Below are 25,369 nucleotides of genomic sequence, written 5' to 3' on the forward strand. Positions count from 1 at the left end.
GAGATTGAGAACAATCACTTATTATTCCATGCCTTGCCCGTGCCCGTGCTCCGGCGTTCAATGGGACTCGTGTTGGATTTTCTCGCGGCTCAGCCGCTCATCGCGCTCATCGCGATCCTCACCGTCGGTCTCGCCCTGGGCAAGATCCGGATTCTGGGGATCTCGCTCGGCGCCGCCGCCGTACTCTTCGTCGCCCTCGGCCTGTCCACCGCGAACCCGGACATCCAGATCCCGCCGCTGCTCTACCAGCTGGGCCTGGCGATGTTCGTCTACGCCATCGGGCTGAGCGCCGGGGCGCAGTTCTTCGCGGAGTTCCGCACCCGCGGCTGGCGGCTCACCGTGTTCATGCTCGCCCTTCTGGCGACGATGGTCGGCGTGTCCTACGCCGTGGTGCAGGTCCTCGGGCTCGAGGAGCTCATCGGCGCCGGCATGTTCGCCGGCGCGCTCACGTCCACGCCCGGTATGGCGGCCATCGTCGACATGGTCAAGGGGGGCGAGCTTATCGACGCCACCCGCGCCGGCGAGCCCGTCATCGGCTACTCCCTGGCCTACCCGGGCGCCGTCCTCGGTTCCATCCTCGTGGCGGCCGTCGGCGCCAAGCTCCTCCGGGTCGACCACCGGGCGGACGCCGCGCGCGAGGGCCTCATCATCGCGCCGCTGCACTGGGACGGCGTGGTCATCGGCCCCGGCATCGACGGCACCATCGCCCAGCTGCCGCTGCTCTCCGGGGCGGAGATCATCGCCACCCGTATCGTCGACAGCCCCACCGACCACCGACTGGCGGCACCGACCGACCGCCTGCGCGAGGGGATGGTGCTGCTCATCAACGGCACGCGCGAGGACATTGCGAAGGCACAGCGCACGCTCGGCCATCCCACGCAGGTGAGCATCGAGGGCACCGATCTGGTGTACAAGCGCGTCACCGTGTCCAACCCACGGGTGGTGGGGCGCCGGATCGCGGACCTGGACACCCTCTCCGCCGGCTTCCAGATCGCGCGCATCCGCCGCGGCGACGCCGAGGAAGTGCCGCACCCCACCGACGTGCTCAACTACTCGGACCGGGTCCGCGTCGTGGCCCCGCCCAACCGGATGAACGAGGTCCGCGCCTTCCTCGGGGACTCCGAACGCTCCCTGGCCGCACCCGACCTGCTGCCCTTCGCCCTCGGCCTGCTCGGCGGCCTGCTGCTGGGCTCGATCCCGCTGCCGCTGCCGGGCGGCTCGGTGCTCTCCCTCGGGTTCGGCGGCGGGCCCATCGTCGTCGGCCTCATCCTCGGCGCCCTGCACCGCACTGGCCCGGTGACGTGGACGATGCCGTACCACGCCGTCAACACTGTGAGCACCCTGGGACTCTCGCTCTTCCTCGCCGGGGTGGGCACCACCGCCGGGGCGGGCTTCCAGAAGGCGCTCACCGACCCCTCCTCGTTGACGGTCATGGCGGCGGGCCTGCTCATCACCGTCACCTCCGCGCTCATCTGCGCCCTGGTGGGCATGATCGTCCTGCGCCTGACCTGGGACGAATCCATGGGCGTGGCCGCGGGTGCCACCACCAACCCGGCGATCATCTCCTACCTCAACGGGCAGACGGGCACGGAGCTGGCCACCCGGGGCTACGCCACGGTGTACCCCACGGCGATGATCGGCAAGATCGTCGCCAGCCAGATTCTCCTCCTCCTGTTGCTCTAGCTGCCACGCAACCGCAGCCGGAGGTAGTACGGTGGCCTGGTTCCGATCAACCACCGCCCTAGGAGTCACCCCGTGCGTCTGTCCACCACCGGCCGCTATCTCATCGCCATCATCCTCGTCGCCTGGATCGCCGTCCTGGCCCTGCTCCTCAGCCTGCGCGCCGGGACCGGTGCCGAGACCCGCTTCGACACCGCCGGGGCCCTCGAGCGCGGCGTGGCCCACGCCGCGGACAACCACCAGTCCATCGTCGGCCTGGTCCCGCAGGACCTCTACGGCGAGGAATGGGTGGCCGCCGCCGTCATCTGCCCCTTCGAGAGCGAGCAGGGCATCGCCCAGAAGTACGAGGCCGACGCCTCCGAGCTGGAGCTCGGCTCCAACGGCGTGCCGGAGGACACCAACTACCTCCTCCTGCGCTCCGCCGACGGCGGCCAGGCCTTCGACCGCATCGACCGCGCCGACATCGATCTGTGCACCGTCCCGCTCGGCCAGTACATCGACGCCCGCGCCATGCTGCCGCTGGGTGCCACCGGCCAGGGCGGCTGGGCGCTGCTCAACTAGCCGCCTGATTCCCTCACCCCGGCTGCCGCGCACGCGCGGAATCCCCAGGTGGGCTTCCGCCGCCGGGTAAGGGAATCAGGGCCCGCTCCACTAGGCTGGGGCCGTGCTTGTACTGGCGATCGACACCTCCACCCCCGACCTGGTCACCGGCCTGGTCGACACCTCCTCCGGCCGCGCCCACGACAGGGTGATACCCGGCACGCGGGCCCACAACGAGCAGCTCACACCCACCGTGCGTGCGCTGCTGGCGGAGGCCGACGTCACCTTCGCCGATCTCGGCGCCATCGTCGTCGGCTGCGGCCCCGGGCCTTTCACCGGCCTGCGCGTCGGCATGGCCTCGGCCGCCGCCTTCGGGGATGCCCTCGGTATTCCTGTGCACGGGGTGTGCTCCCACGACGCCATCGCCCGGCGCCTCCCGCCCGGCGCGGCGCTGGTGGCCACCGATGCCCGGCGCCGGGAGATCTACTGGGCCACGTATGCGGAGGGGGAGCGGTCGGGTGGGCCGGGCGTCGATAAGCCTGCGGAGCTGGTGCTCCCGCACGACGTCGCCCTCGTCTCCGTGCCGGAGCACCTCGCCGCGCAGCTGCCGGCGGCGCTGCAGGAGCTCCCGCGCCACGACCTGCGCCCCGATGCCGCGGCGCTGGTGGCCGTCGCGGATCTCGACGCCCCGCCGGAGCCCCTCGTCCCGCTCTACCTGCGCCGCCCCGACGCGACGCCCCCGAAGCCGGTGCCCCGCTCGGCGGCGCTGCCGGAGGTGACCCTGTAATGGAGATCCGCCGCCTCACCTTCGAGCACGCCGCCCGCTGCGCCGAGCTGGAGGAACAGCTCTTCCCCGGGGAGAACCCCTGGACGCGCGAGATCTTCGTCGTGGAATTCGCCCAGCCGAACCACCTCTACCTCGGTGTTTTCGACGGCGATGACCTGCTGGCCTACGGCGGTATCGCGCAGCTGGGGCCGCGCGAAGACCCCGAATTCGAGATCCACACCATCGGCGTCGATCCCGCGCAGCAGCGGCGCGGCCTGGGCCGGGTGCTCATGGACCAGTTCATGCGCCTGGCCGACGGCCTCGACGGGCAGGTCTTCCTCGAGGTCCGCACCGACAACGAGGCCGCCATCGCCATGTACCGCGCCTTCGACTTCGAGATCATCGGCGAGCGCAAGCGCTACTACCAGCCCTCCGGGGCGGACGCGTACTCGATGAAGCGGGCGTCGAGTAGCGAGCGGCGCGGGGTGTAACCTCAGGGCCATGATTGTCCTGGGTGTGGAGACCAGTTGTGATGAAACCGGCGTCGGCATCGTCGAGCTCGCCGCCGACGGCACGGTGACCATCCTCGCCGACACCGTCGCCTCCTCGATGGAGGAGCACGCCCGCTTCGGCGGGGTCGTCCCGGAGATCGCCTCCCGCGCGCACCTCGAGCAGATGGGCCCGGTGATGCGGGCGGCGCTGCGCGAGGCGGGGGTGGAGCGCCCCGACGCCGTCGCGGCCACCGTCGGACCCGGCCTGGCCGGGGCACTGCTCGTCGGCGCCTCCGCCGCGAAGGCCTACGCCGCCGCCTGGGACGTGCCCTTCTACGCAGTCAACCACCTCGGCGGCCACGTCGCGGTGGCCAACCTCGAGGGCGAGGAACTGCCGCATTCCGTGGCGCTGCTCGTCTCCGGCGGTCACACCCAGCTGCTCGAGGTCGACGCCGTGGGTCGCCCGATGCGGGAGCTCGGCTCCACGCTTGACGACGCCGCCGGCGAGGCCTACGACAAAGTCGCCCGCCTCCTCGGGCTGGGGTACCCGGGCGGACCCGTCATCGACCGGCTGGCGCAGCGCGGCGACCGCACCGCCATCGCCTTCCCCCGCGGGCTGACGAAGAAGTCCGACTCCCGCCACGACTTCTCCTTCTCCGGGCTCAAGACCGCCGTGGCCCGCTACGTCGAGGCCGCGGAGCGGGAGGGGCGCGTCATCTCCATCGAGGACGTGTGCGCGTCCTTCCAGGAGGCGGTGTGCGACGTGCTCACCCTCAAGGCCGTGCGCGCCTGCCAGGACGTCGGCGCCCGGGTGCTGCTGCTCGGCGGGGGAGTGGCGGCCAATTCGCGGCTGCGGGAACTGGCCGCGGAGAGGTGCGCGGCGGCGGGTGTCGAACTGCGCGTGCCCCGCTTCTCCCTGTGCACCGACAACGGGGTGATGATCGCGGCCCTGGCGGCCCAGCTCATCCACGAGGGCGCCGGTGCGAGTGCCCTGAGCGTGGGCACCGATCCCTCCCTCGAGGTGGAGATTCCCCTCGTGGCGTCCTGAGGGATATCGCGACAGGCATAGGTCGAGTGGTCGGCGGGTGCTCGGGGGCGGGTACTCGGTCTACGCCTGGGGTGATATCCCTGGGGTGATATGCCTCTCCCCGGCCCGGATCCGCTCGCGCTGCGGGGCGGGGCCGACGGGGTTACGGTGTGCGGGACCTGTCTGACCGATCCCGAAGAAGAGGCTTCCCCCATGATCACCGGATTCCTGGTTCGTCCTGACCTGACCCACAACACCGTCGACTTCGAGCTCGACTCCGCCGCCCAGTTCCTCGGCGGGCTCAGCCAGGACCGCGTCGCCGTGGCCTTCCAGGAGGACGGCTCCGACTACGCGGCCCTGTTCAACCCGGAGGCCAAGGCCAAGGGTGCGGAGCCGAACCCGGTCGCCTCCCTCGGCCGCAACGCCGCCGCCACGGGCGACGCCTCCTTCTTCTCCGATCCGACTGCCGCCATCTGCGGCACCGTCATCTTCGTCGGCGCGGAGGGCGAGGACATCGGCCTCGATGACATCCGCCGCGTCAAGGACGGCATCCGTGCGGTGCGCAACTACCAGGAGGATCAGCCGGAGGAGTACCACCTGTGGCGGGCGGCGGTGCTCAACCTGGGTGAGTTCAGCGTCGATTAGCCTCTGGCAGCCGTGAAGGTTGAGTGCTGGCACTCACGAAGGTAGAGTGCCAGGCAGGTTGTTTCACCCACAGTTGTTCACCCGCGACGACGGCTGTGCTGGCACCACAACCGGCACAAAGAAGTTCAACTCACTTTTCACGGAGGAATATCGTGGCAAACGTCAACATCAAGCCGCTCGAGGACAAGGTCCTGGTTCAGATCGTCGAGGCCGAGACCACCACCGCTTCCGGCCTGGTCATCCCGGACTCCGCCAAGGAGAAGCCGCAGGAGGCCACCGTCATCGCCGTGGGCCCGGGCCGCACCGATGAGAAGGGCGAGCGCGTCGCGGTCGACGTCAAGGAGGGTGACACCGTCATCTTCTCCCGCTACGGCGGCACCGAGCTGAAGTACAACGGCGAGGAGTACCTGCTTCTCTCGGCTCGTGATCTGCTCGCCATCGTCGAGAAGTAAAGCGGGGTAGTACAGCCACATGGCTAAGCTCATCGCATTCGACCAGGACGCCCGCGAGGGCATCCAGCGCGGCGTGAACACCCTCGCCGACGCCGTCAAGGTCACCCTCGGCCCCCGCGGTCGTAACGTCGTCCTCGACAAGGCCTTCGGCGGACCGCTGGTCACCAACGACGGTGTCACCATCGCGCGTGACATCGACGTCGAGGATCCCTTCGAGGATCTCGGCGCCCAGCTGGTCAAGTCCGTCGCCATTCAGACCAACGACGCCGCCGGTGACGGCACCACCACCGCGACCCTGCTCGCCCAGGCACTCATCGCCGAGGGCCTGCGCAACGTCGCCGCCGGTGCCAACCCCGTCGAGCTGAACAAGGGTATCGCCGCCGCCGCCGAGAAGACCGTCGAGCTGCTGCGTGCCCGCGCCACCGAGGTCTCCTCCTCCACGGAGATCGCCAACGTGGCCACCGTCTCCTCCCGCGACGAGGTCGTGGGCGAGATGGTCGCCGGCGCCATGGACAAGGTGGGCAAGGACGGTGTCCTCACCGTCGAGGAGTCCCAGTCGATCGAGTCCTCCCTGGACGTCACCGAGGGTATCTCCTTCGACAAGGGCTTCCTCTCGCCCTACTTCATCACCGACATGGACACGCAGCAGGCGGTGCTCGACGGCGCCCTCGTGCTGCTCGTCCGCAACAAGATCTCCTCCCTGCCGGACTTCCTCCCGCTCCTCGAGTTGGTTGTCGAGTCGGGCAAGCCGGTGCTCATCATCGCCGAGGACATCGAGGGCGAGCCGCTGCAGACCCTCGTGGTCAACTCCATCCGCAAGACCCTGCGCGCCGTGGCCGTCAAGGCCCCGTACTTCGGTGAGCGCCGCAAGGCCTTCATGGACGATCTGGCCGTGGTCACCGCCGCGACCGTCATCGACCCGGAGGTCGGCGTCAACCTCAACGAGGCCGGTGCCGAGGTCTTCGGCTCTGCCCGCCGCATCACCGTGACCAAGGACGACACCGTCATTGTCGACGGCGCCGGCACCCCGGAGGAGGTGGAGGCCCGCCGCGAGCAGATCCGCCGCGAGATCGCCTCCACCGACTCCTCCTGGGATCGGGAGAAGGCCGAGGAGCGTCTGGCCAAGCTGTCCGGTGGCGTCGCCGTCATCCGCGTCGGTGCCCCCACCGAGACCGAGGTCAACGAGCGCAAGCTGCGCGTCGAGGACGCCATCAACGCGGCCCGCGCGGCCGTGCAGGAGGGTGTCATCGCCGGCGGCGGCTCCGCTCTCGTGCAGATCGCCGAGGAGCTCAAGACCTGGGCGGAGGACTTCGAGGGGGAGCAGCAGACCGGCATCCTGTCGGTGGCCCGCGCCCTGGCGAAGCCGTGCTTCTGGATCGCCGAGAACGCCGGCCTCGACGGCGCCGTCGTCGTGGCGCGTACCGCCGCACTGCCCAACGGGGAGGGCTTCAACGCCGCGACCCTGGAGTACGGCAACCTCATCGAGCAGGGCATCATCGATCCCGTCAAGGTGACCCACTCCGCAGTGGTCAACGCCACCTCGGTGGCCCGCATGGTCCTCACCACCGAGGCCTCTGTGGTGACCAAGCGTGAGGAGGCCCCGGCAGCCGCCGGTGGCCACGCTCATCACCACTAGGTGACGCGCGAAAGCCCGGCCGGAGGTGCACTCCGACCGGGCTTTTCTCATTCCCGGATGGCTCAGCCGCGGGCGCTGACGGCCACGCGCACCTTCTGGCGCTCGCTGCGGGTGCGCAGCACGGCCACGCGCTCGGACTCGGAGAGCCCGCCCCAGATGCCGTAGGGCTCGGCGACCTTGAGGGCGTGCTCCCGGCAGGCGGCGATGACGGGGCAGGTGTGGCAGATGGCCTTGGCGCGGTTCTCGCGCTGGGAGCGGGCGCGGCCCCGCTCGCCGTCCGGGTGGTAGAACACGTTCGACTCCTCCCCGCGGCAGGCGCCGTGGAGCTGCCAGTCCCAGAAATCGGCGTTCGGTCCGGGCAGCAGGTGCGGCTGTGACATGTTCTGTTCTCCTCAGGGCAAAGAAGGTCAAGAAGGGCGCTCATCGACGGGTGTCGTCTGATGCACCTGTGGAGTGTGGACCCCGGTGGTGAACAACTGGTGTCCGATTCGTTGATTCTCGGTGGCCCTGAGCTGCCCGGCGCGTGCCTTGGGCCTGTGAGCTGCATCAATGCCGAAAGTGAACCCTTAATGAACTTTCGGTGCAGGAAGAAAAAGCCACATCCGGGTCCAGGTGAACCTCAGTTTCGGCAGGAAGGGGTATTCTGGTCACGCCCGTGTACACCAGATCGCATACGGGTGATCCGGAGGAGAGCTACGTGAGTGCAACCGAGGCAGAGCTGGCCGACCTGGTGCCGCTGGCCGTCGAGGGCGACCGCCGGGCGCTCCAACGCATCATGGCGATCGTCCACCCGATGGTGCTGCGCTACGCCCGCGCCCGGGTGGGTGGGGGCCGGACCCCCACGCCGGAGGACATCGCCCAGGAGATCTGTCTCGCGGTGGCGACGTCGATAGGCAACTACGTGGACAAGGGACGCCCCTTCATGGCGTTCGTGTACGGTATCGCCTTCAACAAGGTGGCGGACGCCCACCGGGCGATGGCGCGGGATCATTCCCTGCCGACCGATGAGGTCCCCGACACCCCCGCAGAGTGGGATACCCCCGAAGATTACGCCCTCACCATGGACGGAAGTAACAGAGTGAGGGCTCTGCTCGATTCATTAAGTGAGAAGGCGCGCGACATTGTGATTCTGCGTGTCTTTGTCGGACTGTCGGCGGAAGAGACCGCCGCGGTTGTGGGCAGCACCCCCGGCGCCGTGCGAGTGGCGCAGCATCGGGCGCTGAGCACGTTGCGCAAGACCCTGGGCACTCAGGACGACGCCCCGGACACTGAACATGAAGGAGCACGGTGATGAAGCGTAGGCACCGCGACGCTAACGAAGGCGATATCACGAGCCAGCTGGCACCGCTGGTCGAGGATGACGCCTTCCTCACCGCACTGTCCGAGGGCGTGGACCCCACCGACGGGGCCGACGAGCTCGCCGCGCTCTTCCTGGAGCTGCGCGCGGACGTCGAGAAGCAGATGCCCCCGGCCCCGCTCATCGAGGGCGCGGACGAGGAGCCGGTGGTCATCTCGCTTGCTTCTCGACGTCGCCGTGGCGCCCGCTCCGGCCGCCCCTTCGTGTCCGGCCTGCTCGGCGCCGCCGCCGCGACCCTGGTGATCGCCGGCTCGGGATCGCTGCTCTACAACGCCACCCCCGATTCGCCCCTGTGGGGCCTGTCGAGCACCCTGTTCAGCGACCGCGCCGCTGTGGTCCAGCTCGCCGGCACGCTGGAGGAGATCGACTCGCGGGCCGCCGAGGGCGACATGGACGGCACTCGGGCGCTGCTCGAGGAGGCTCGCCGGATGGTGTCCAACCTCAAGGATTCCCAGGAGGAGGAGGCCACCCGGGAGACTCCGCGGAGCCCGGGGACCACCGCCACCACGACTGTCACGCGGCCGACCACCGCGCCCCAGACGACTGAATCCGTGACCGAGACCGTCACCGAGACGGCCCACCACACCGAGACCTCCACGGTGACCGTCACGCAGGGACCGCCCCCGGTGCGCGAGAACCCGCTGCCGACCCCGTCCGAGCCGGTCCCGCTGCCGAGCGATCCGCTGCCCGGGAACCCGGTCACCACGGCCACCCCGGCCCCGCTGGAGCCCCCGCAGATCCAGCAGTAGCACCGAAGAGAAAAGACCGCCGGAAGGGTATCCGGCGGTCTTTTTTACGAGACGCTAGTGGGCGCTGAGCCCGTCGAGGAAGCCTGCGGCATAATCCCAGGGGACGTACGCGTTGACGTCGGGCTCCATGGAGGGCTCATGGACGGGGGCCAGTTCGTCCCGGAGGCTGGCGGCCATGTTCGCGGCCATGATGTCCCAGTCGTAGTAGTGCAGGTCGTCGCAGTCCTCGCAGAGGAAGAAGATACCGAGGATGCCGTGCGGGGTGAGCTCCTCGCGGAAGCGGGCCACGAGGGCCAGGTCCTGGGTGATGTGCAGACGCTCCTCGTCGGACAGCGGCGGAGCGGGCTCGTCGGGGTCCAGGAAGGACGCCGGATCGTTCGGGTCATTGGCGAACGGGTCGAGCGGCATCTGCGAGTCGTAGTTCACACCCGCCACACTATTGTGGACCAGCTCAATGGGCAATTTACCGCCGCTACCAGTCGGGGAGTAAAAGGCACTATGGTGAAGGCATTGCGGAAGCCACACAGTGCGAAGGAGCCCCATGTCCATGACCGATCAGCGTGTGTCCACCGGCGGAGACGACCCGAACAAGATCGCCCTCCTGGGCCTGACCTTCGATGACGTCCTCCTGCTGCCGGCAGAGTCGAACATCATCCCGAGCGAGGTGGACACCTCCACGCAGTTCACCCGCAACATCCGACTGGGCATCCCTGTCATCTCCGCCGCCATGGACACCGTCACCGAGGCGCGGATGGCCGTCGCCATGGCCCGCCAGGGTGGCCTGGGTGTTCTGCACCGCAACCTCTCCTCGGAGGAGCAGGCGGAGCAGGTGGAGATCGTCAAGCGTTCCGAGTCGGGCATGGTCACCGACCCGGTCACCGCCACCCCGGAGATGACCATCGGGGAGGTCGACGCGCTGTGCGCCCGTTTCCGTATCTCCGGCCTGCCGGTCGTGGACGCGGACGGCACCCTCGTGGGTATCTGCACCAACCGCGACATGCGTTTCGAGCCGGACCTCAACCGCCGCGTCGCCGAGGTCATGACCCCGATGCCGCTCGTCGTCGCCCCGGAGGGCGTCAGCAAGCAGCAGGCGCTGGAGCTGCTCTCGGCGAACAAGGTGGAGAAGCTGCCGATCGTCGATAAGAACGGCAAGCTCGCCGGCCTGATCACGGTGAAGGACTTCGTGAAGACGGAGCAGCACCCCAACGCCTCCAAGGACGACCAGGGTCGCCTGCTCGTGGCCGCCGGCATCGGCACCGGCGACGAGTCCTGGGACCGCGCGGGCCAGCTCGTCGAGGCGGGCGTCGACGTCCTCGTCGTCGACTCCGCTCACGCCCACAACAACCGCGTCCTCGAGATGGTCTCCCGCGTGAAGAAGGACTTCGGCGACCGCGTCGACGTCATTGGCGGCAACCTGGCCACCCGCTCCGCCGCGCAGGCCATGATCGACGCCGGCGCCGACGCCATCAAGGTCGGCATCGGCCCGGGCTCCATCTGCACCACCCGCGTCGTCGCCGGAGTCGGCGCGCCGCAGATCACCGCCATCATGGAGGCCTCCGTCCCCGCGCACGCCGCGGGCGTGCCCATCATTGCCGACGGCGGCATGCAGTACTCCGGCGACATCGCCAAGGCCCTGGCCGCCGGCGCCTCCTCCGTCATGCTCGGCTCCATGCTGGCCGGCACCACCGAAGCCCCGGGCGACGTGGTCGTCGTCGGCGGCAAGCAGTACAAGCGCTACCGCGGCATGGGCTCCATGGGCGCCATGCAGGGACGCGGCCTCTCCGGCGAAAAGCGCTCCTTCTCCAAGGACCGCTACTTCCAGGCCGATGTCCGCAGCGAGGACAAGCTGGTCCCGGAGGGTGTCGAGGGTCGGGTGCCGTTCCGCGGTTCCATCGACGCCATCACCCACCAGCTGGTCGGCGGCCTGCGCGCCTCCATGGGCTACACCGGTTCGGCCACGATCACCGACCTGCAGTCCAAGCAGTTCGTGCAGATCTCCACCGCGGGCCTCAAGGAATCCCACCCGCACCACATCCAGCAGACCGTCGAGGCACCGAACTACCACTAGTTCGCTTCCTCCCGCTCCCTCCCGCGACAGGCCGGGGCCCCGCTCCAGGGGCCCCGGCCTGCGTGCGTGTGCGGTAGAGTTGATCCGTCATATCCGCCCGGACCAGGGCACCAGGAAAGGAACGCACCCATGCGCGACTACGTCGAGATCGGGGTGGGCCGGGAGGCCCGCCGCACCTACAGCCTCTCGGACATCTCCATTGTCCCGTCGCGGCGTACCCGTTCCTCCAGTGACGTCGACACCACCTGGCACATCGACGCCTACACCTTCGGCATCCCGGTCATGTCCCACCCGACCGACTCCCTGGCCAGCCCCGAGTTCGTCATCGAGATGGACAAGCAGGGCGGACTCGGCGTGATCAACGCCGAGGGCCTGTGGGGCCGTCAGGCGGACCTCGAGGCCGCCGTGGCCCGCGTCGTCGCCGCCGTCACCTCCGACGACAACATCGACGGCGCCGGCGCCCAGGCCATCGCGCTGCTGCAGGAGCTGCACGCCGCGCCTATCGACGAAGACCTGCTCACCGACCGCATCGCCGAGGTCCGCGCCTCCGGTGCCACCGTCGCCGTCCGCGTCTCCCCGCAGCGCGCCCGCGAGCTGGCCCCCCTGGTCATCAGCGCCGGCGCGGAAATCCTCGTCATCCAGGGCACCATGATCTCCGCCGAGCACGTCGCCACCGGCGGTGAGCCGCTCAACCTCAAGGAGTTCATCGGCTCGCTCGAGGTGCCCGTCATCGCCGGCGGTGTCGCCGACTACACCACCGCCATGCACCTCATGCGCACCGGCGCGGCCGGCATCATCGTCGGTGGCGGCACCAACACCAACGACTACGCCCTGGGCATCGAGGTTCCCATGGCCACCGCCATCGCGGACGTCTCCGCCGCCCGCCGCGAGTACCTCGACGAGACCGGCGGCCGCTACGTGCACATCATCGCCGACGGCGAGATCGCCACCTCCGGCGACGTGGCCAAGGCCATCGCCTGCGGCGCTGACGCCGTCATGCTGGGCACCACCCTGGCGCCCGCCGCCGAGGCCGCCGCGGGCGGATCCTTCTGGCCCGCTGTCGCCGGCCACCCGCGTTTCCCGCGTGGCCTCGTCGAGCCGCCGGAGGGCTTCTACTTCGAGGGCGTGGAGACCCCCAGCCTGGAGAAGATCCTCCACGGCCCCTCCACCCAGGCCTTCGGTAACCAGAACATCGTTGGCGGGCTGCGCCGCGCCATGGCCAAGTGCGGGTACACCGACCTGAAGTCCTTCCAGAAGGTGGGGCTGGCGGTCAAGCGTTAGCGCTTGCGCGCGTGTCCCTGTGAGCGCGCGGAATTGGGGTTGAGCCGCAGATCGCGGTGTGGGCTCGGTGGCAAGTGTCGTTGTGGAAGAATTCCACGCATCTTGCTGCCGAGCCTGTCGCGTGCATCTGCCTGGGCCAACTACCGAACTGTGCGGCTGTTCGCCACGTAGGTGAGTATCTGCATTCGATGCACGAATCAGAACACCTGCACCGGGCGTGCGGTGTTCAGCGATTCGGGCTAGGTGCGGAAAGCCGGCTGAAGCGACGAAGCGTTATATCGCCCGGTATCCGTCTTTCGCATTGTGGAGTCTGATCTACCGCGAAAATAGCCGAAACGAGTCGATGCTCACCCCTTAGTGAAGAACGGGCGAAGGAGAAGTCCGCCTCAGCCGGTTTCGTTGTTTCCTGTGGTGATGTCGGGATACTTCTTCTAGCGGTGGCAGGTGCACAAGGAAGCTTCCGACAGGGCGATGTGTCCGGGCAGGTCGAGACCTGGCGGATTGATCGGACGAAGACCAACATTCTCACGGCGCTCATTGATGGAGTACACGAGATGGGCGAATTGGGGAATCACGTGTACCTCAGGTAACGGGAGCCGCAGGGCGGTGACTATCGATACCCCTTCTTCGTACCAGGTGATCGGGTCAATATGAGCTTTCCAGAAAGGCCGCAGGGTGAAATTGTCGGAGTAGTCAATAAAGCCCCGATGAAACTCTTTGGTCCATGTCAGAACCCTACGCTCCAGGTCCCCTCGTATCCCGATTTCGTGCGGTAAAACAAAAGGATTGGACTGGCTCGCATCGGCTAGGATCAGCTCTTCTGCAGGCCAGAAGGAGCTGGGGTGCCCGGGCGTGGGATAAACCCTGAGGACAGGTGTTGATTCTTCTATCGCCATGGTGTGAAAAAGCCTACTACGCAGCCCTGCCACTAAGTGGAGTATTAATCTAAGCCCGCCCAACCAGTCACAAATCTGTTCACATCGTCGGCTAACATGACACTCTTGATACCCGGACGGGTGTTCATGCGCTGCCTTCCCCAGTGTCCGTCATCCGCGTCGAAAAAGACTTCACCGTTGAACGTATAGCCAGCGCAGCCTAAGAAGTTGTACCAATCTGCCCGAGTGGGCGGGTAGTTGGCGAAGTGGCCAGGGGCGCCGGTTGCCTCAGGATTTGGCGCCATGTGGGTCCGAAATCGTCCGCAGCTCAAGGAAACTTTCCGTCCATTCATTCCTGCAACTTTGAATTCCGCCAGTAGTACTGATTCGGCGAGTTCGTAGTTAATACAGGGCAAGAATCGGGTTTCGTAGTTCTCGCCAGGTTCAACGGGTGATACATTCCTCGCAGTTGTTTGGCTAGGTAAATCGTAGGCGTTTGTCAGCGGCCAGTAGAGCTTTTGTGAGATGGCTACTGTTCCCGAGAGTGTGCCACCGACGAATTGTTGGTTGTACCAAATGTCTTCGTGGTGGATTGGATCAGCGATCGGGTATCCGAGAGGGCCAGCCTCTGCGCCTGAGTCGAACCAGTTGTAGAATATCGTTCCGCTGACGGGGTGCGCTCCATGTTGCGGGTGCGAGTTGATGGAACCGTGTTGGAAGACGCTGAAGCGTCCGATGCCGTCTGCTGTTTTGGCTTCGTCGGCGATGAGGAAGCCGAGATCACCGAAGAACCATGAATTCAACCTGGGACGTGTACTCGTCGCTGTAGCGATGTTCACCGCCATCGCCGCGCGGCAGACTGACCTCGCATGGAAGTGGTAGCTGCCCGCGTTCCTTGTGCTGGCTGCCATGTCCGCGCTTATGCACGCCTTATACAACTGGGCAGGCCGGCGCCCCAACGAGTTGGGGCGCCGGGCGCGTGAGGCGAAGGGGCCGTTGTAGGGGGCTGTAGTCAATCAAGTGAGAGCTGAGCTGACTCCCATCCCAGGGGATAGGTACGGAGTACGAATCTTTGACATGGATTCGCTTCTTGGACCTCCCTGAGTCGGGCTTGTGCAAGGGCTAGCGACCGGAAAGCTCCAGCACAACGAAGGTCATAGGTAGATTCGACCGCAGGATTTTCTTGGGTCACTTCCAGGGGAAACACCAAATGTATCAGGTCTCCTTCGCTGAGCAGTGGAGCCGCACCCTCGAAGGGATCTTCCATGCGTGTTCCCTCGATGGTGAGGGGAAGTCCCGCGAGGATGGCATTCTGGATATTGTCGCCTTTTTTGACGGCGTTGTCCATTTTTAGTGCTGCTATGCCGTGTCCTGATCCGAAGTAATAGACAAGGACATCCGTGTAGAGTGTTCCCTGATCTTTCATAGTGGGACTCCTATATCTTTGGATGAATTTCAGAAATTTTCCTGCCTCTATTTAATTCCGCAGTTCTGTCGAGTTGTGAAAGTCCAAACGCTTGCGTAGTAGTCTTTCCCGTTGTAATTGATGGTGCCTATGGTTGAACCTTTAAAAATGTTGGGAGTTTGCCCATTGCAAAAGAATTGAATGTTTTTGGTCTCGAGTCTCGCTTGGCCTGTGTTGCTGCTTTTGGGGGCTTGGTATAGTTCCTCATATACACTCAGCTTCTTGTGCATTATCCTGCTCTTGTGGTTGATGCTTGAAACTGGAACTTCACATTCTGTGTAGGGTTTAAATCCGATGCTCTCGGCTCTGCCGCTCTTGGTTCGTGCATGAAATACTGAAGGATAGAGCGTGCATGGTCCGTACTGTTTTCCGCTAGTCGGTCGGGATTCGATTTGGCGTGAAGCGGAAATGGGATCTGTCGACCTCAAAACACCTTCGAATTCGGAGAAGTACTCAAGAGCTTCATCTAGGGTTGGGAAATGTAGGTATGGTGTCGAGACGCTGAAGTGTTCTTCTGGGGAGTCGACGTTGCCTCTGATTGAGCCGTGCTGGAAACTCTGAGTTCCAAATGTTGTACCATCTTCAATCTCAGGTTCTGCGACCGGATATCCGAAATGGCCTGATTCGGAACCGGCAGAGCGCCATTGGTCAAGTATTTCTCCTTGAACTGAATGTGCACCGGTGTTGGGGTGCCAGTAGATGGATCCTCCTTGGAAGATGCTGAAGCGTCCGACGCCGTCGGCGGTTTTGGCTTCGTCGGCGATGGGGAAACCGAGGGTGCTATCAGTTCCGCCGAGTTCGAGCCATTTGTCGAGCATGGCTCCGTTGATGCTGGCGACCTGGGGTCCCTGGGCAAGGGGGGTGCGGTACATGCGTCCGCCTTGGAAGAGTTGGACCCAGCCGTTAAGTTCCCCGTCTGCTGGGGCGGTGCCCATAACCGGGACTTCTCCGCCGAGGGGGTAGCCGAGCCAGCCTTGTTCCCATCCGTTGCGGGCCCACACGTCAGCGTTGCGCACGGTGACGGCGTGGGCTCCGGTGTTGGGGTGCCAGTAGATGAAGCCGTTGTGGAAGCGCTGGCGGTAGCCCTGTCCGTCGGGGTTGAGGTGCATGGGCTCGATGGGGTGCATGAGCCAGCCGAATTGTCCGCCGAGTGCTTCGTAGCGGGCGAGGATCGCACCGCAGACTTGGTGGGGTGAGAAGAGGAAGGTCTTGCAGTGGGTGGAGGTCGGGGCCATCATCCGGGCATCAAGGGCATCGAGAGTGTCGAGTGTCTCGAGGGTGTCGATGCCGGGCAGGGTGTCTTGCTCGGTGGCGATGGCGATTTCAGCGGCGTCGGCGTCTGTTTTATCCACGCCTGCCGGCAGGCCCACGGTGTCGGACCACATCTGGCCCGGAACCAGCTCGGGTTCGGGGTCTCCTGCTGCCTGGGTGGCGCGGACGAGGTCGTGGTAGGCGGCGAGTTCCGCGTCGGTGACACCGCCAACACCGTCAACGACAGGGGGTGTGATGGGGTCTTGGTGGAATTCTTTGATGTAGGCGTCGATGTCTTCGGGGGCGATGGTGCGTTCAGCCTGGGCGGTGGCTACCGCTGGCACGACTCCCCCCCCCGATCATGATGAGAGCCGCGGTAGAGGCGGCGATGCGTTTCAGAGGTGTCACGAGGGTCTCCTAATGGGTTGATGGTGACACCTGTGACCTTAAATGTGCGACGGGAAGCGTGCGGGGGAATCTATATATGAGGGTGTTTGCCGGGGGTGTTTGCTAGGCGTAGACCAACGCCCGGGTGCCGTCGATGTGGGGGAATCCCACATACATCCCCCCCGACAACGGCCAGTGCTATCAATGCGCTGTGCCTCCGAATCGACATGACGCTAAAGGTCGAGCACCAGCAAAGAAGACGCCCACATAGGGCTGTAGCTCTGGGCGTCAGGGGCCCGGGATTGTTCAGAGTTCCCCAGCTGGTCGGCGCCCCGTGAGCGTCGTCCCCATCGAAGCCGCCACCACCATCGCCACCGCCACCAGCAGCGTCGCGGACGCGGTCTGGCCCAGAACCACCCAGCCGATAAGTGCGGCGAATACCGGCTCCAGGGCCAGAAGCACCCCGAACACGGCCGGGGGCAGGGAGCGCAGCGCCACCAGTTCGAAGGAGTAGGGGATGAGGGAGGCGAGCACCGCGGTGAGGGCCGCGAGGGCGAGCAGTCCGGGTGCATCCAGGATCGTCGCCACCCCGCGGGCCCCGAAGGGGGCGACCACCGCCGCGGCCAGCAGGAACGCGACGGCCAGCCCGCCTTGGCCGGGGACGAGTTCACCGACGCGTCGAGAAGCGAGAATGTAGGCCATCCAGAAGGCGCCGGCCACCAGCGCCCACAGCACGCCCCACGGGTCGAGAGTCTCCCCGGTCCAGGAATCCCAGCCGAGCAGCGCCAGGCCCGCCGCGGCGAGCCCCACCCAGAGGAATTCCCGCGCACCGCGCGACAGCAGTGCCGCGAGCAGCAGGGGGCCGATGAACTCGATGGTCACCGCCGGGGCCAGCGGGATGAGGGCGATGGCGGCGTAGTAGAAGCCGTTCATCCCGGCCAAGGTGAGGGCGAACAGGCCCACGGAAAACCACTGCGCCCGCGACCATCCGCGCACCGCCGGGCGGGCGAAGGCCAGCAGCAGGAGTCCGGCGAACAGCAGGCGGAGGGTGGTCACTCCCCAGGGGCCGGCGTGGGGGAAGACGTGGGTGGCCACCGCCCCGCCGAGCTGCAGGGAGGCGCAGGAGGCGAGGACGAGGCCCACGGCACCGGGGGAAACGCGTTCGGACATAGCCTTTGACCATAGCTGAGCTGGTCAAAGCGGGGTATTGACAATGCGCCGAGCAGGCGTAGATTCCCTCTGGTGAACGTCGTGCGTCGCGACTGGTTCTCCGCCGCCCCCAGGAAAAAGACGGAGCGCACCTACCCGTGGTGGAAGGTGATGTGTCTGTCCGGAGTCGATTACTTCTCGACGCTCGGCTACCAACCCGGCATCGCCATCCTGGCGGCCGGAGCGTTGGCCCCCATCGCCACGGTCGTGCTCGTGGCCGTCACCCTGCTCGGCGCGGTGCCGGTGTACCGCCGCGTGGCGCAGCATTCCCCGCACGGTCTCGGCTCCATCGCGCTCATGGAGCGCCTCGTCCACGGGTGGACGGGCAAGCTGCTGGTGCTGGTGCTCCTCGGTTTCGCCATGACCGATTTCATGATCACCATCACCTTGTCCTCGGCGGACGCCGCCGCCCACATCCTCCATTCGACGGAATCCCCGCTGCTCATTCCCGTCACCCTCGGGCTCATCCTGGGGTTGGCGGCGGTGTTCCTCCGCGGTTTCCAGGAGGCGGTGGGTGTGGCCGTCGCCCTGGTGGTGGTCTACCTGAGCATGTCGGCGGTGGTCATCGGCGTCGGGCTGTGGCAGCTGGCGGGCAGCACCGGGCTGGTCGCCCACTGGTGGCACGGCCTGTTCGCGCAGCACTCGAATCCGTGGCTGGTGCTCGCGCTGGCGATCATCGTCTTCCCCAAGCTGGCGCTGGGCCTGTCGGGTTTCGAGACCGGCGTTTCCGTCATGCCCCTCATCCGCGCGGCGGACCTGCCGGGGCGCATCCGGGCGGCGCGGCGGCTGGTGCTCACCAGTGCCGTGCTCATGTGTGCCTACCTCATCACCTCCTCGGTGGTGGTGGCCATGCTCATCCCGGAGCGCGAGTTCGGCCCCGGCGGCACCGCCGACGGCCGGGCCCTGGCGTGGCTGGCCCACCACTACCTGGGCAGCGTCTTCGGCACCGCCTACGACTGGGTGACGGTGAGCATCCTGTGGTTCGCCGGCGCCTCGGCGATGGCGGGGCTGCTGGCGCTGCTGCCGAAGTATCTGCCGCGCTTCGGCATGGCCCCGGAGTGGGCGCGTCGCTCGCGCCCGATGGTGGGGGTGCTCACGGTCATCGCCGTGCTCATCACCTGGGCTTTCCAGGCGAGCGTGGACAAGCAGTCGGGCGCGTACGCGACCGGCGTCCTCGTGGTGCTCTTCTCCGGCGCTGTCGGCGTCACCCTCCTCAGCCGGGGGCGGGAACGCCTCCTCTTCGGCATCACCGCCGTCGTCCTCGGGGCGACGCTGGCGGCCAACATCGTCGAGCGTCCCGACGGCGTGCGCGTGGCGGCCATCTTCATCGGCGCGGTGGTGCTCAGCTCGGCGATCTCCCGGGGGTGGCGCGCCTTCGAGCTGCGCGACGTCGGCGTCACCTTCGACCCCGCCGCCGAGAGAATCCTCGCCGCCTACACCGTCGGGCCGCGCCTGGCGCTGGTGCCCGCCGCACCGGGGGCCGACCTGGCGTTCAAGGAGCAGCGCATCCGGCAGGTGAACCACCTCCGGGAGGAATCCCTGCTCATGCTGGAGATCCGGGTGGAGGACCCGAGCGCTTTCGTCGATAAGCTCACGGTCCGGGGCACCACCCGCGACGACCTCTCACTACTGACGGTGTCGGCCTCGAGCGTGCCCAACGCCGTGGCCGTGCTCGCCGTGGAGATCCGGGAACTCACCGGAATCACCCCGGACATCTACTTCGAATGGGCCCCCGGCAACCCGCTCAAGGACATGCTGCGTTTCCTCTTCCTCGGGAGGGGGCAGAACGCCACCGTCACCCGGGAGATCCTGCGCCGGCACATCCCGGATGAGCAGGAGCGACCGGTCATCCACGTCAGTTAGTGCCCGGCAGGCGGCGTAGTAGGATCAAGGCCGTGACTTCCGCAAACCCCCGCCCCGTCCTCGTCGTGGACTTCGGAGCCCAGTACGCGCAGCTCATCGCCCGGCGCGTGCGTGAGACCCGCATCTACTCCGAGGTTGTCCCGCACACCGCCACCGCCGAGGAGATCAAGGCCAAGAACCCGGCCGCCCTCATCCTCTCCGGTGGCCCGTCCTCGGTCTACGCCGATGACGCCCCCCGGCTGGATCCGCAGATCCTCGAGCTCGGCGTCCCGGTCTTCGGCATCTGCTACGGCTTCCAGGCCATGACCGCCGCCCTCGGCGGCACGGTGGCGGAGACCGGCGCCCGCGAGTACGGCCGCACCGACCTGGAGGTCGTCGGCGACGGCGGCGTGCTCCACGATCAGCTGGCCGCCCAGCACAAGGTGTGGATGAGCCACGGTGACGCCGTGACGGTCGCGCCGGAGGGCTTCACCGTCACCGCCACCTCGGAGGGCGCCCCGGTGGCCGCCTTCGAGAACGTGGACACCCGGATGGCCGGCGTGCAGTACCACCCGGAGGTCCTGCACTCTCCGCACGGCCAGCAGGTGCTCACCCGCTTCCTCACCCAGATCGCCGGGCTGGAGCCCACCTGGACCCCCGCGAACATCGCCGAGCAGCTCATCGCGGCCGTCAAGGAGCAGATCGGCCCCGAGGGCCACGCCATCTGCGGACTCTCCGGCGGCGTGGACTCCGCCGTCGCCGCCGCCCTCGTGCAGCGCGCCATCGGCGACCGCCTGACCTGCGTGTTCGTGGACCACGGTCTGCTGCGTTCCGGCGAGCGCGAGCAGGTGGAGAACGACTTCGTCGCTGCCACCGGCGCCCGCCTGGTCACCGTCGACGAGCGCCAGGCCTTCCTGGACAAGCTCGCCGGCATCAGCGAGCCGGAGGCCAAGCGCAAGGCCATCGGCGCCGAGTTCATCCGCTCCTTCGAGCGCGCCGTCGCCGGGGTCCTCGAGGGCGAGCAGGTCGACTACCTGGTGCAGGGCACCCTGTACCCGGATGTCGTCGAGTCCGGCGGCGGTTCCGGTACCGCGAACATCAAGAGCCACCACAACGTCGGCGGCCTGCCGGACGATGTCGAGTTCGAGCTCGTCGAGCCGCTGCGCCTCCTGTTCAAGGACGAGGTCCGCGCCGTGGGCCGCGAGCTGGGTCTGCCGGAGGAGATCGTCAACCGCCAGCCCTTCCCGGGCCCCGGCCTGGGCATCCGCATCATCGGTGAGGTCACCGAGGAGCGCCTGGAGATCCTCCGCGCCGCCGACCTCATCGCCCGCACCGAGCTCACCGCCGCCGGCCTCGACGATCAGATCTGGCAGTGCCCGGTGGTCCTGCTTGCCGATGTCCGCTCCGTCGGCGTCCAGGGCGACGGCCGCACCTACGGCCACCCCATCGTCCTGCGCCCCGTCTCCTCCGAGGACGCCATGACCGCCGACTGGTCGCGCATCCCCTACGACGTGCTCGAGCGCATCTCCACCCGCATCACCAACGAGGTCAAGGACGTCAACCGCGTCGTCCTCGACGTGACCTCCAAGCCGCCGGGAACCATCGAGTGGGAGTAGTCTTCCCCTGTGGCAGCGCCCCCTGACAGGTTGTCAGGGGGCGCTGCTTTTTGCTTATCGACGCCTGCCTGACGATTTTGTCACCCACCCGAGAGGGTTCATGTCCGGGTGGTTAGATATAAGGGGTCGGGGGCGGGTGACGATATCGCCATGTCCCGCGCAGGGCGCGCAGGATGACGATTTTGCCACCCACCCCGGAGGGTTTATGTTCGGGATGTTGGGCCTAAGGGGTCGCGGGCGGGTGACGATATCGCCACCGAAACCTGATGATCCCCGCCGCGAGCAACCACAGCGCCGACCACAGCACCACGACTGCAGCGATGTCCGGGGCCCACGGCCACAGGTGGTGCAGCGGATACCCGAGAACATACGGTGCGGTCAGAGAAACCACGGCGATGAGCGCTGCGGCCACCACCACCCAGCGGCGGGGTCGCAGGGCCAGGGCGAGGACGGGGAGGAGACACGTCATCATGAGCCACATCGACAGGCGGGAGGGGGCAGGCAGCGGGTCGACCCGGCCACCGAGTTCCGCGCGGACGAGATTGTCGGCCCATGCACCCAGGCGCTGCGCCTCGGTCTCGCCGTAGTAGGCGGTGAGCAGCACCACCGCCCGGTCGAGCTCGGGAACGAGGGTGACGTGGGCGAAATAGCCGGGCACCGCGCCGCTGTGGCGGTAGGTGGTGACCTCGGTGTCTGCGCGAGCGTCGATAAGCATTGATTCCTGGCGCCACGCGGCGGAGGGCTCGGCGAGCTGCCGGGCGGCGAAGTTGGCGAGGGTGGTGATGTCGCCGGCGAGGTAACCGTAGCCGAGGCCGGTGGGGTCGTGACGCGCGGGCAGCGGCATCCGCCAGGAGAGGAAGGGGACGGAGCCGGCGGGGACGTCGCCGTCAGTGACCACGCCGGGGGCGACGGTGGCGAAGTCCGGCCCGGTCTCCTCCAGTACGGCCTGAAGGAGCACGTAGTTGAGGCTGGAGTAGCGGTAGCCGCGTTCACCGAGTGGTTGGTCGACGATGTCGCTGAGCTCCACCCCGGCGCCGTCGGTGAGGGTGATGTCGTGCGGCAGTCCGGAGGTGTGCCCGAGCAGGTCCGCGAGGGTGGTGCCGCGGTGGGCGAGCTCGGTGTCCCGCAGGGCGGGGAGCACCTCGGCGACCGGGGTGGTAAGCGGGAGATCGCCGGCCTCCAAGGCCGCGGCGGTGATGGTCTTGGACACGGAACCGAACTGGTAGATGCGACCCGGGTCGGTGTGCGCGGCGTCGGTACGCAGGATGCCTGCGGAGGACACGACGGCCATCTCGGTGGGCGTGGCGGGGGCGGGGGCGGCGAGGGTGCCACCGCCCACCGCGGCTGCGATCAGGGCCGGGGCCAGCAGGCGGGAGAGCATGGTCAGTCCTGGGCGGGAAGATCACGCGGCACCGACACCTTCACCGGGCCGATACCGCCTTCGACCTGGAGGGTGAGCGTGCCGCCGGAGGCGCGGTCGTTGTAGGTGCCGGGGTCGCAGTCCAGCTCCCCGAGGCCTTCCTCGCAGGTCAGCTGCACGGGGACCGCGGTGGGCAGGTAGACGTTGACGGGGCCGATGCCACCGTCGATGCGGACCGTGTGGGATGCGTCCAGCGGGGGCAGCTGGCGCAGGTCGACCTCGAGGGAGCCGATTTCGCCCTGGTAGCGTCCCTGCAGTTCGGCCTCGGTGGCGGGGGTGTAGGAGAGATCCTGGCCGACGTCCTTCTGATAGAGGAAGGCGCCGAAGACGCCGGAGAGGATGGTCGCGGCGCTGAGTGCGCCGAACAGTCCGAGTGCCACCCAGGGCCAGAGGCGCGGCTTGCGGCGCGTCGGCTGCGGGGCGGGGCCGGGTTCGGGCAGGTCCCAGGCGAAGGGGGCGGCGCCGAGGGGGTCCCAGGACGGCGGGGTTTCGCGTCCGGGTGGGACGTCGGTGCCGTCGGCGGGGTGAAAGCCGGAAAGATCGACGGGGGTGGACATGGCGGGGGAGGGGGATTCGGCCAGCAATCCGGCCGGGGGGTGCGGGGCGCGCTGGTGGAGCAACCACCACGCGCCGAGCAGCAGCGCCATGGCCATGAGCCCCGAGGAGAAGAAGGCGCCTTCCGTGCCGAAGGAGCCGAAGGTGAGCACGAAGAAGATGAGCAGCCACCAGCCGGCGGTGCGTTCCTTTCTCTCCGGGGGGCTCAGTTCTTCTTTCCGGCGGGAGATCGCCTGGATCGGGGCGACGTGCATGCCGTAACGGGGCATGCACATCCAGGCCAGGAGGTAGGCGGCGAGGCCGCCGCCGAAGGTGAACAGGGAGACGACGAAGAGGACTCGGACGATGGTCGGGTCGATCTGATAGCGCACACCGATGCCCTCGCAGACACCGGCGATCTTGGCGTTGCCCCCCTGCTCGGCGGGGATACGCGGCGGTCGGGTGGCCCACATGCGGGAGACGGTGTCGCTGAAGGTCGATGTGGTGGTCATGGCTTCATTGTGGCTGGTGGTGGCGGGGAAACGGTATCGGGATCCACCCTGATTTCCCGGATTCAGGGTCTGCCCCGATGTATCGGGGAGGGGTGTCTGGGAAGATCGGGGCATGAGTAACGCCAGCCCGGTGCCCTACGGGGCGGATCCCGCCCGCGCCGTCGTCGGCCCGTACCCGACGTATCGACGCCCCCGTTCCGGCCGCGTCATCTCCGGCGTCGCCGGTGGCCTGGCGGTGCATCTCGGGGTGGACGTGTTCTATGTGCGCCTGGCCTTCATCATCGGCTCCTTCCTCTCCGGCCTGGGCGTCATGGCGTACGCGGGCCTGTGGATGTTCTCGAAGGCCTCCGACGAGGTGGTGCTGCCGCAGCGGAAGCACCAGCTCTCGCGCCCGGTGTACCTGCTGCTGGCGGCCGTCGGCGGGCTGGGTTTCTTCATGTCCGTCACCCTGGTCTCCGGGGTGCCGGGGGCGGTGCTCGTGCCGCTTCTGGTCGCGGGAGTCGGCGCGGTGCTCGCCTGGCAGGCCTATGACCGGGGGCTGGAGTCGGGGCGCAGTTACGTCAGCATCATCGGCGGGGCAGCGTTGGTGCTGGCCGGCGTGGTGGTGACCATCTTCTTCGCGGAGAGTTCCGGTGGTTTCGCAGCGGCGCTCATCGCGGTGCTGCTCACGCTCGCCGGGGTGGCGGCGCTCGGGGTGCCGCTCATTGTCCGCCTGTGGGATTCGCTGGCGGAGGAGCGGGCGGCCAAGGCGGCGAGTGAGGAGCGCGCGGAGATCGCCTCCCGTCTGCACGATTCGGTGCTGCAGACGCTGGCGCTCATCCAGAAGCGTGCCGAGGACCCCGCCGAGGTCACCCGTCTCGCCCGCGGCCAGGAGCGCGAGCTGCGGCAGTGGCTTTTCGACGCCGAGGAGAAGATCTACCAGACCGTCTTCGCCGCCGTCGAGACCGCGTGCGGCGAGGTCGAGGACCTTTTCGGCATCCGTATCGCCCCGGTGACCGTCGGCGAGGACATCGACCTCAGCGAGGAGACCCAGGCTGTCGTCCTGGCCGCCCGGGAGGCGATGGTGAATGCGGCGAAGCACGCGGGCGTCGATAAGCTCGATGTCTACGCGGAGATCCTCGCCGGCGAGCTGTCCATCTTCGTTCGCGACCGCGGTGCCGGTTTCGACCCCGCCGACATTCCCGAGGATCGTCACGGTATCCGCGACTCCATTGAGGGCCGCATGCAGCGCATCGGCGGTACGGCGCGTATCCGTTCCACACTGGGGGAGGGCACCGAGGTCACCGTGAGTTACCGACTCCCGGTATCCTGAACGGCATGGTGGACCCATCGTCGAGGACCCGGTGGTGGATGCCCTCACGCGCCGCGAAAATGGAGGTCCTGCGCCTGCCGGCGCGTGGGTACACCTACCGGGAGATCGGCTCCGAGCTGTTCATCTCTGTTATGACGGTGGAGGCCCACGCCTCCAACATCCTGCGTAAGACTCAGCAGTCCAACCGCCACGCGCTGACCCGCTGGGCGCACTCGACGGACCTCGACTGATGGTGCGCGAGCCGAGGACCTACG

The 25,369-nt window shown here is 67.4% G+C and carries 24 protein-coding genes and 1 pseudogene; 16 read left to right on the forward strand and 9 right to left on the reverse strand.

Features of this window, described 5'->3' with window-relative positions:
• The first annotated feature begins 69 nt into the window (after positions 1 to 69).
• From ACFPUZ_RS11565 to groL, 8 genes are all read left to right on the forward strand, one after another.
• Positions 70 to 1,683, forward strand: a complete 1,614-nt coding sequence (locus ACFPUZ_RS11565; protein ID WP_377002047.1) for an aspartate:alanine exchanger family transporter — start codon at positions 70 to 72, stop codon at positions 1,681 to 1,683.
• A gap of 72 nt (positions 1,684 to 1,755) precedes the next feature.
• On the forward strand, positions 1,756 to 2,241 hold the full coding sequence (locus ACFPUZ_RS11570) for a hypothetical protein (RefSeq protein ID WP_377002048.1): 486 nt from the start codon (positions 1,756 to 1,758) through the stop codon (positions 2,239 to 2,241).
• Between the two features lie 103 nt (positions 2,242 to 2,344).
• A complete protein-coding gene (gene tsaB, locus ACFPUZ_RS11575) occupies positions 2,345 to 3,007 on the forward strand; it encodes a tRNA (adenosine(37)-N6)-threonylcarbamoyltransferase complex dimerization subunit type 1 TsaB (RefSeq protein ID WP_377002049.1) in 663 nt (220 codons plus the stop codon).
• Positions 3,007 to 3,477 carry a ribosomal protein S18-alanine N-acetyltransferase gene (gene rimI, locus ACFPUZ_RS11580; RefSeq protein WP_377002050.1) on the forward strand — a complete coding sequence of 157 codons (471 nt, stop codon included), beginning with the start codon at positions 3,007 to 3,009 and terminating at the stop codon, positions 3,475 to 3,477. The genes tsaB and rimI overlap by 1 nt, the downstream gene beginning before the upstream one ends.
• Positions 3,478 to 3,487: 10 nt before the next feature.
• A complete protein-coding gene (tsaD, locus tag ACFPUZ_RS11585) occupies positions 3,488 to 4,525 on the forward strand; it encodes a tRNA (adenosine(37)-N6)-threonylcarbamoyltransferase complex transferase subunit TsaD (protein ID WP_377002051.1) in 1,038 nt (345 codons plus the stop codon).
• Between the two features lie 192 nt (positions 4,526 to 4,717).
• On the forward strand, positions 4,718 to 5,149 hold the full coding sequence (locus tag ACFPUZ_RS11590; protein ID WP_377002052.1) for a hypothetical protein: 432 nt from the start codon (positions 4,718 to 4,720) through the stop codon (positions 5,147 to 5,149).
• Between the two features lie 152 nt (positions 5,150 to 5,301).
• A complete protein-coding gene (groES, locus tag ACFPUZ_RS11595; RefSeq protein ID WP_377002053.1) occupies positions 5,302 to 5,601 on the forward strand; it encodes a co-chaperone GroES in 300 nt (99 codons plus the stop codon).
• 19 nt (positions 5,602 to 5,620) lie between these two features.
• Positions 5,621 to 7,237: a chaperonin GroEL gene (groL, locus tag ACFPUZ_RS11600; RefSeq protein ID WP_377002054.1), complete on the forward strand. Its 1,617-nt coding sequence runs from the start codon at positions 5,621 to 5,623 to the stop codon at positions 7,235 to 7,237.
• A gap of 62 nt (positions 7,238 to 7,299) precedes the next feature.
• Here groL and ACFPUZ_RS11605 read toward each other — a convergent pair whose 3' ends face one another.
• The gene (locus ACFPUZ_RS11605) at positions 7,300 to 7,617 is read right to left on the reverse strand and encodes a WhiB family transcriptional regulator (RefSeq protein ID WP_377002055.1); all 318 of its coding nucleotides are present in this window, start codon (positions 7,615 to 7,617) and stop codon (positions 7,300 to 7,302) included.
• Positions 7,618 to 7,934: 317 nt separating this feature from the next.
• Between ACFPUZ_RS11605 and ACFPUZ_RS11610 the strand changes: the two genes are divergently transcribed.
• Both ACFPUZ_RS11610 and ACFPUZ_RS11615 read left to right on the forward strand, forming a co-directional pair.
• The gene (locus ACFPUZ_RS11610; RefSeq protein WP_377002056.1) at positions 7,935 to 8,528 is read left to right on the forward strand and encodes a sigma-70 family RNA polymerase sigma factor; all 594 of its coding nucleotides are present in this window, start codon (positions 7,935 to 7,937) and stop codon (positions 8,526 to 8,528) included.
• Complete coding sequence (locus tag ACFPUZ_RS11615) at positions 8,528 to 9,343, forward strand: hypothetical protein (protein WP_377002057.1); 816 nt, start codon at positions 8,528 to 8,530, stop codon at positions 9,341 to 9,343. The genes ACFPUZ_RS11610 and ACFPUZ_RS11615 overlap by 1 nt, the downstream gene beginning before the upstream one ends.
• Before the next feature lie 54 nt (positions 9,344 to 9,397).
• Here the strand turns inward: ACFPUZ_RS11615 and ACFPUZ_RS11620 are convergent, their stop codons facing one another.
• Entirely contained in the window at positions 9,398 to 9,769 is a 372-nt protein-coding gene (locus ACFPUZ_RS11620) for a DUF5319 domain-containing protein (RefSeq protein WP_377002058.1), read from the reverse strand.
• A gap of 121 nt (positions 9,770 to 9,890) precedes the next feature.
• On the opposite strand from ACFPUZ_RS11620, the gene guaB reads away from it, so the two are divergent.
• A complete protein-coding gene (gene guaB, locus ACFPUZ_RS11625; RefSeq protein ID WP_377002059.1) occupies positions 9,891 to 11,411 on the forward strand; it encodes an IMP dehydrogenase in 1,521 nt (506 codons plus the stop codon).
• 129 nt (positions 11,412 to 11,540) lie between these two features.
• Positions 11,541 to 12,692, forward strand: a complete 1,152-nt coding sequence (locus ACFPUZ_RS11630; RefSeq protein WP_377002060.1) for a GuaB3 family IMP dehydrogenase-related protein — start codon at positions 11,541 to 11,543, stop codon at positions 12,690 to 12,692.
• Between the two features lie 431 nt (positions 12,693 to 13,123).
• Here the strand turns inward: ACFPUZ_RS11630 and ACFPUZ_RS11635 are convergent, their stop codons facing one another.
• From ACFPUZ_RS11635 to ACFPUZ_RS11655, 5 genes are all read right to left on the reverse strand, one after another.
• Positions 13,124 to 13,588, reverse strand: coding sequence for a hypothetical protein (locus ACFPUZ_RS11635; protein WP_377002061.1), 465 nt, complete (start codon positions 13,586 to 13,588; stop codon positions 13,124 to 13,126).
• 44 nt (positions 13,589 to 13,632) lie between these two features.
• Positions 13,633 to 14,478 carry an LGFP repeat-containing protein gene (locus ACFPUZ_RS11640; protein ID WP_377002062.1) on the reverse strand — a complete coding sequence of 282 codons (846 nt, stop codon included), beginning with the start codon at positions 14,476 to 14,478 and terminating at the stop codon, positions 13,633 to 13,635.
• A gap of 101 nt (positions 14,479 to 14,579) precedes the next feature.
• A complete protein-coding gene (locus ACFPUZ_RS11645) occupies positions 14,580 to 14,993 on the reverse strand; it encodes a hypothetical protein (protein ID WP_377002063.1) in 414 nt (137 codons plus the stop codon).
• Positions 14,994 to 15,040: 47 nt separating this feature from the next.
• Positions 15,041 to 16,627, reverse strand: a complete 1,587-nt coding sequence (locus ACFPUZ_RS11650; protein WP_377002064.1) for an LGFP repeat-containing protein — start codon at positions 16,625 to 16,627, stop codon at positions 15,041 to 15,043.
• A 349-nt stretch (positions 16,628 to 16,976) separates the two neighbouring features.
• Positions 16,977 to 17,840: an EamA family transporter gene (locus ACFPUZ_RS11655; RefSeq protein WP_377002065.1), complete on the reverse strand. Its 864-nt coding sequence runs from the start codon at positions 17,838 to 17,840 to the stop codon at positions 16,977 to 16,979.
• Positions 17,841 to 17,909: 69 nt separating this feature from the next.
• On the opposite strand from ACFPUZ_RS11655, the gene ACFPUZ_RS11660 reads away from it, so the two are divergent.
• Together ACFPUZ_RS11660 and guaA are read left to right on the forward strand one after the other, a co-directional pair.
• Positions 17,910 to 19,742 carry an APC family permease gene (locus ACFPUZ_RS11660; RefSeq protein ID WP_377002267.1) on the forward strand — a complete coding sequence of 611 codons (1,833 nt, stop codon included), beginning with the start codon at positions 17,910 to 17,912 and terminating at the stop codon, positions 19,740 to 19,742.
• Positions 19,743 to 19,774: 32 nt separating this feature from the next.
• A complete protein-coding gene (gene guaA / locus ACFPUZ_RS11665; RefSeq protein WP_377002066.1) occupies positions 19,775 to 21,337 on the forward strand; it encodes a glutamine-hydrolyzing GMP synthase in 1,563 nt (520 codons plus the stop codon).
• 223 nt (positions 21,338 to 21,560) lie between these two features.
• On the opposite strand, the gene ACFPUZ_RS11670 is transcribed toward guaA, so the two are convergent.
• Positions 21,561 to 22,718, reverse strand: coding sequence for a serine hydrolase domain-containing protein (locus ACFPUZ_RS11670; protein WP_377002067.1), 1,158 nt, complete (start codon positions 22,716 to 22,718; stop codon positions 21,561 to 21,563).
• 2 nt (positions 22,719 to 22,720) lie between these two features.
• Entirely contained in the window at positions 22,721 to 23,803 is a 1,083-nt protein-coding gene (locus tag ACFPUZ_RS11675; RefSeq protein ID WP_377002068.1) for a PspC domain-containing protein, read from the reverse strand.
• Positions 23,804 to 23,915: 112 nt separating this feature from the next.
• On the opposite strand from ACFPUZ_RS11675, the gene ACFPUZ_RS11680 reads away from it, so the two are divergent.
• Entirely contained in the window at positions 23,916 to 25,115 is a 1,200-nt protein-coding gene (locus ACFPUZ_RS11680; protein WP_377002069.1) for a PspC domain-containing protein, read from the forward strand.
• 10 nt (positions 25,116 to 25,125) lie between these two features.
• Positions 25,126 to 25,345 (forward strand): annotated as a pseudogene (locus ACFPUZ_RS11685) (response regulator transcription factor); the annotation flags it as partial.
• Positions 25,346 to 25,369: the final 24 nt, after the last annotated feature.

This window comes from Corynebacterium nasicanis, from assembly GCF_042658165.1.
Lineage (GTDB): Bacteria > Actinomycetota > Actinomycetes > Mycobacteriales > Mycobacteriaceae > Corynebacterium > Corynebacterium nasicanis.

Bases quoted from the DNA above. Each gene is read 5' to 3' on its own strand.
- ACFPUZ_RS11640 (WP_377002062.1), bottom strand. From the start codon at position 14,478: ATGGCAGCCAGCACAAGGAACGCGGGCAGCTACCACTTCCATGCGAGG.
- rimI (WP_377002050.1), top strand. From the start codon at position 3,007: ATGGAGATCCGCCGCCTCACCTTCGAGCACGCCGCCCGCTGCGCCGAG.
- groL (WP_377002054.1), top strand. From the start codon at position 5,621: ATGGCTAAGCTCATCGCATTCGACCAGGACGCCCGCGAGGGCATCCAG.
- ACFPUZ_RS11590 (WP_377002052.1), top strand. From the start codon at position 4,718: ATGATCACCGGATTCCTGGTTCGTCCTGACCTGACCCACAACACCGTC.
- ACFPUZ_RS11635 (WP_377002061.1), bottom strand. From the start codon at position 13,588: ATGGCGATAGAAGAATCAACACCTGTCCTCAGGGTTTATCCCACGCCC.
- ACFPUZ_RS11630 (WP_377002060.1), top strand. From the start codon at position 11,541: ATGCGCGACTACGTCGAGATCGGGGTGGGCCGGGAGGCCCGCCGCACC.
- ACFPUZ_RS11605 (WP_377002055.1), bottom strand. From the start codon at position 7,617: ATGTCACAGCCGCACCTGCTGCCCGGACCGAACGCCGATTTCTGGGAC.
- ACFPUZ_RS11670 (WP_377002067.1), bottom strand. From the start codon at position 22,718: ATGCTCTCCCGCCTGCTGGCCCCGGCCCTGATCGCAGCCGCGGTGGGC.
- ACFPUZ_RS11655 (WP_377002065.1), bottom strand. From the start codon at position 17,840: ATGTCCGAACGCGTTTCCCCCGGTGCCGTGGGCCTCGTCCTCGCCTCC.
- ACFPUZ_RS11680 (WP_377002069.1), top strand. From the start codon at position 23,916: ATGAGTAACGCCAGCCCGGTGCCCTACGGGGCGGATCCCGCCCGCGCC.
- ACFPUZ_RS11615 (WP_377002057.1), top strand. From the start codon at position 8,528: ATGAAGCGTAGGCACCGCGACGCTAACGAAGGCGATATCACGAGCCAG.
- guaB (WP_377002059.1), top strand. From the start codon at position 9,891: ATGACCGATCAGCGTGTGTCCACCGGCGGAGACGACCCGAACAAGATC.
- ACFPUZ_RS11675 (WP_377002068.1), bottom strand. From the start codon at position 23,803: ATGACCACCACATCGACCTTCAGCGACACCGTCTCCCGCATGTGGGCC.
- tsaD (WP_377002051.1), top strand. From the start codon at position 3,488: ATGATTGTCCTGGGTGTGGAGACCAGTTGTGATGAAACCGGCGTCGGC.
- ACFPUZ_RS11645 (WP_377002063.1), bottom strand. From the start codon at position 14,993: ATGAAAGATCAGGGAACACTCTACACGGATGTCCTTGTCTATTACTTC.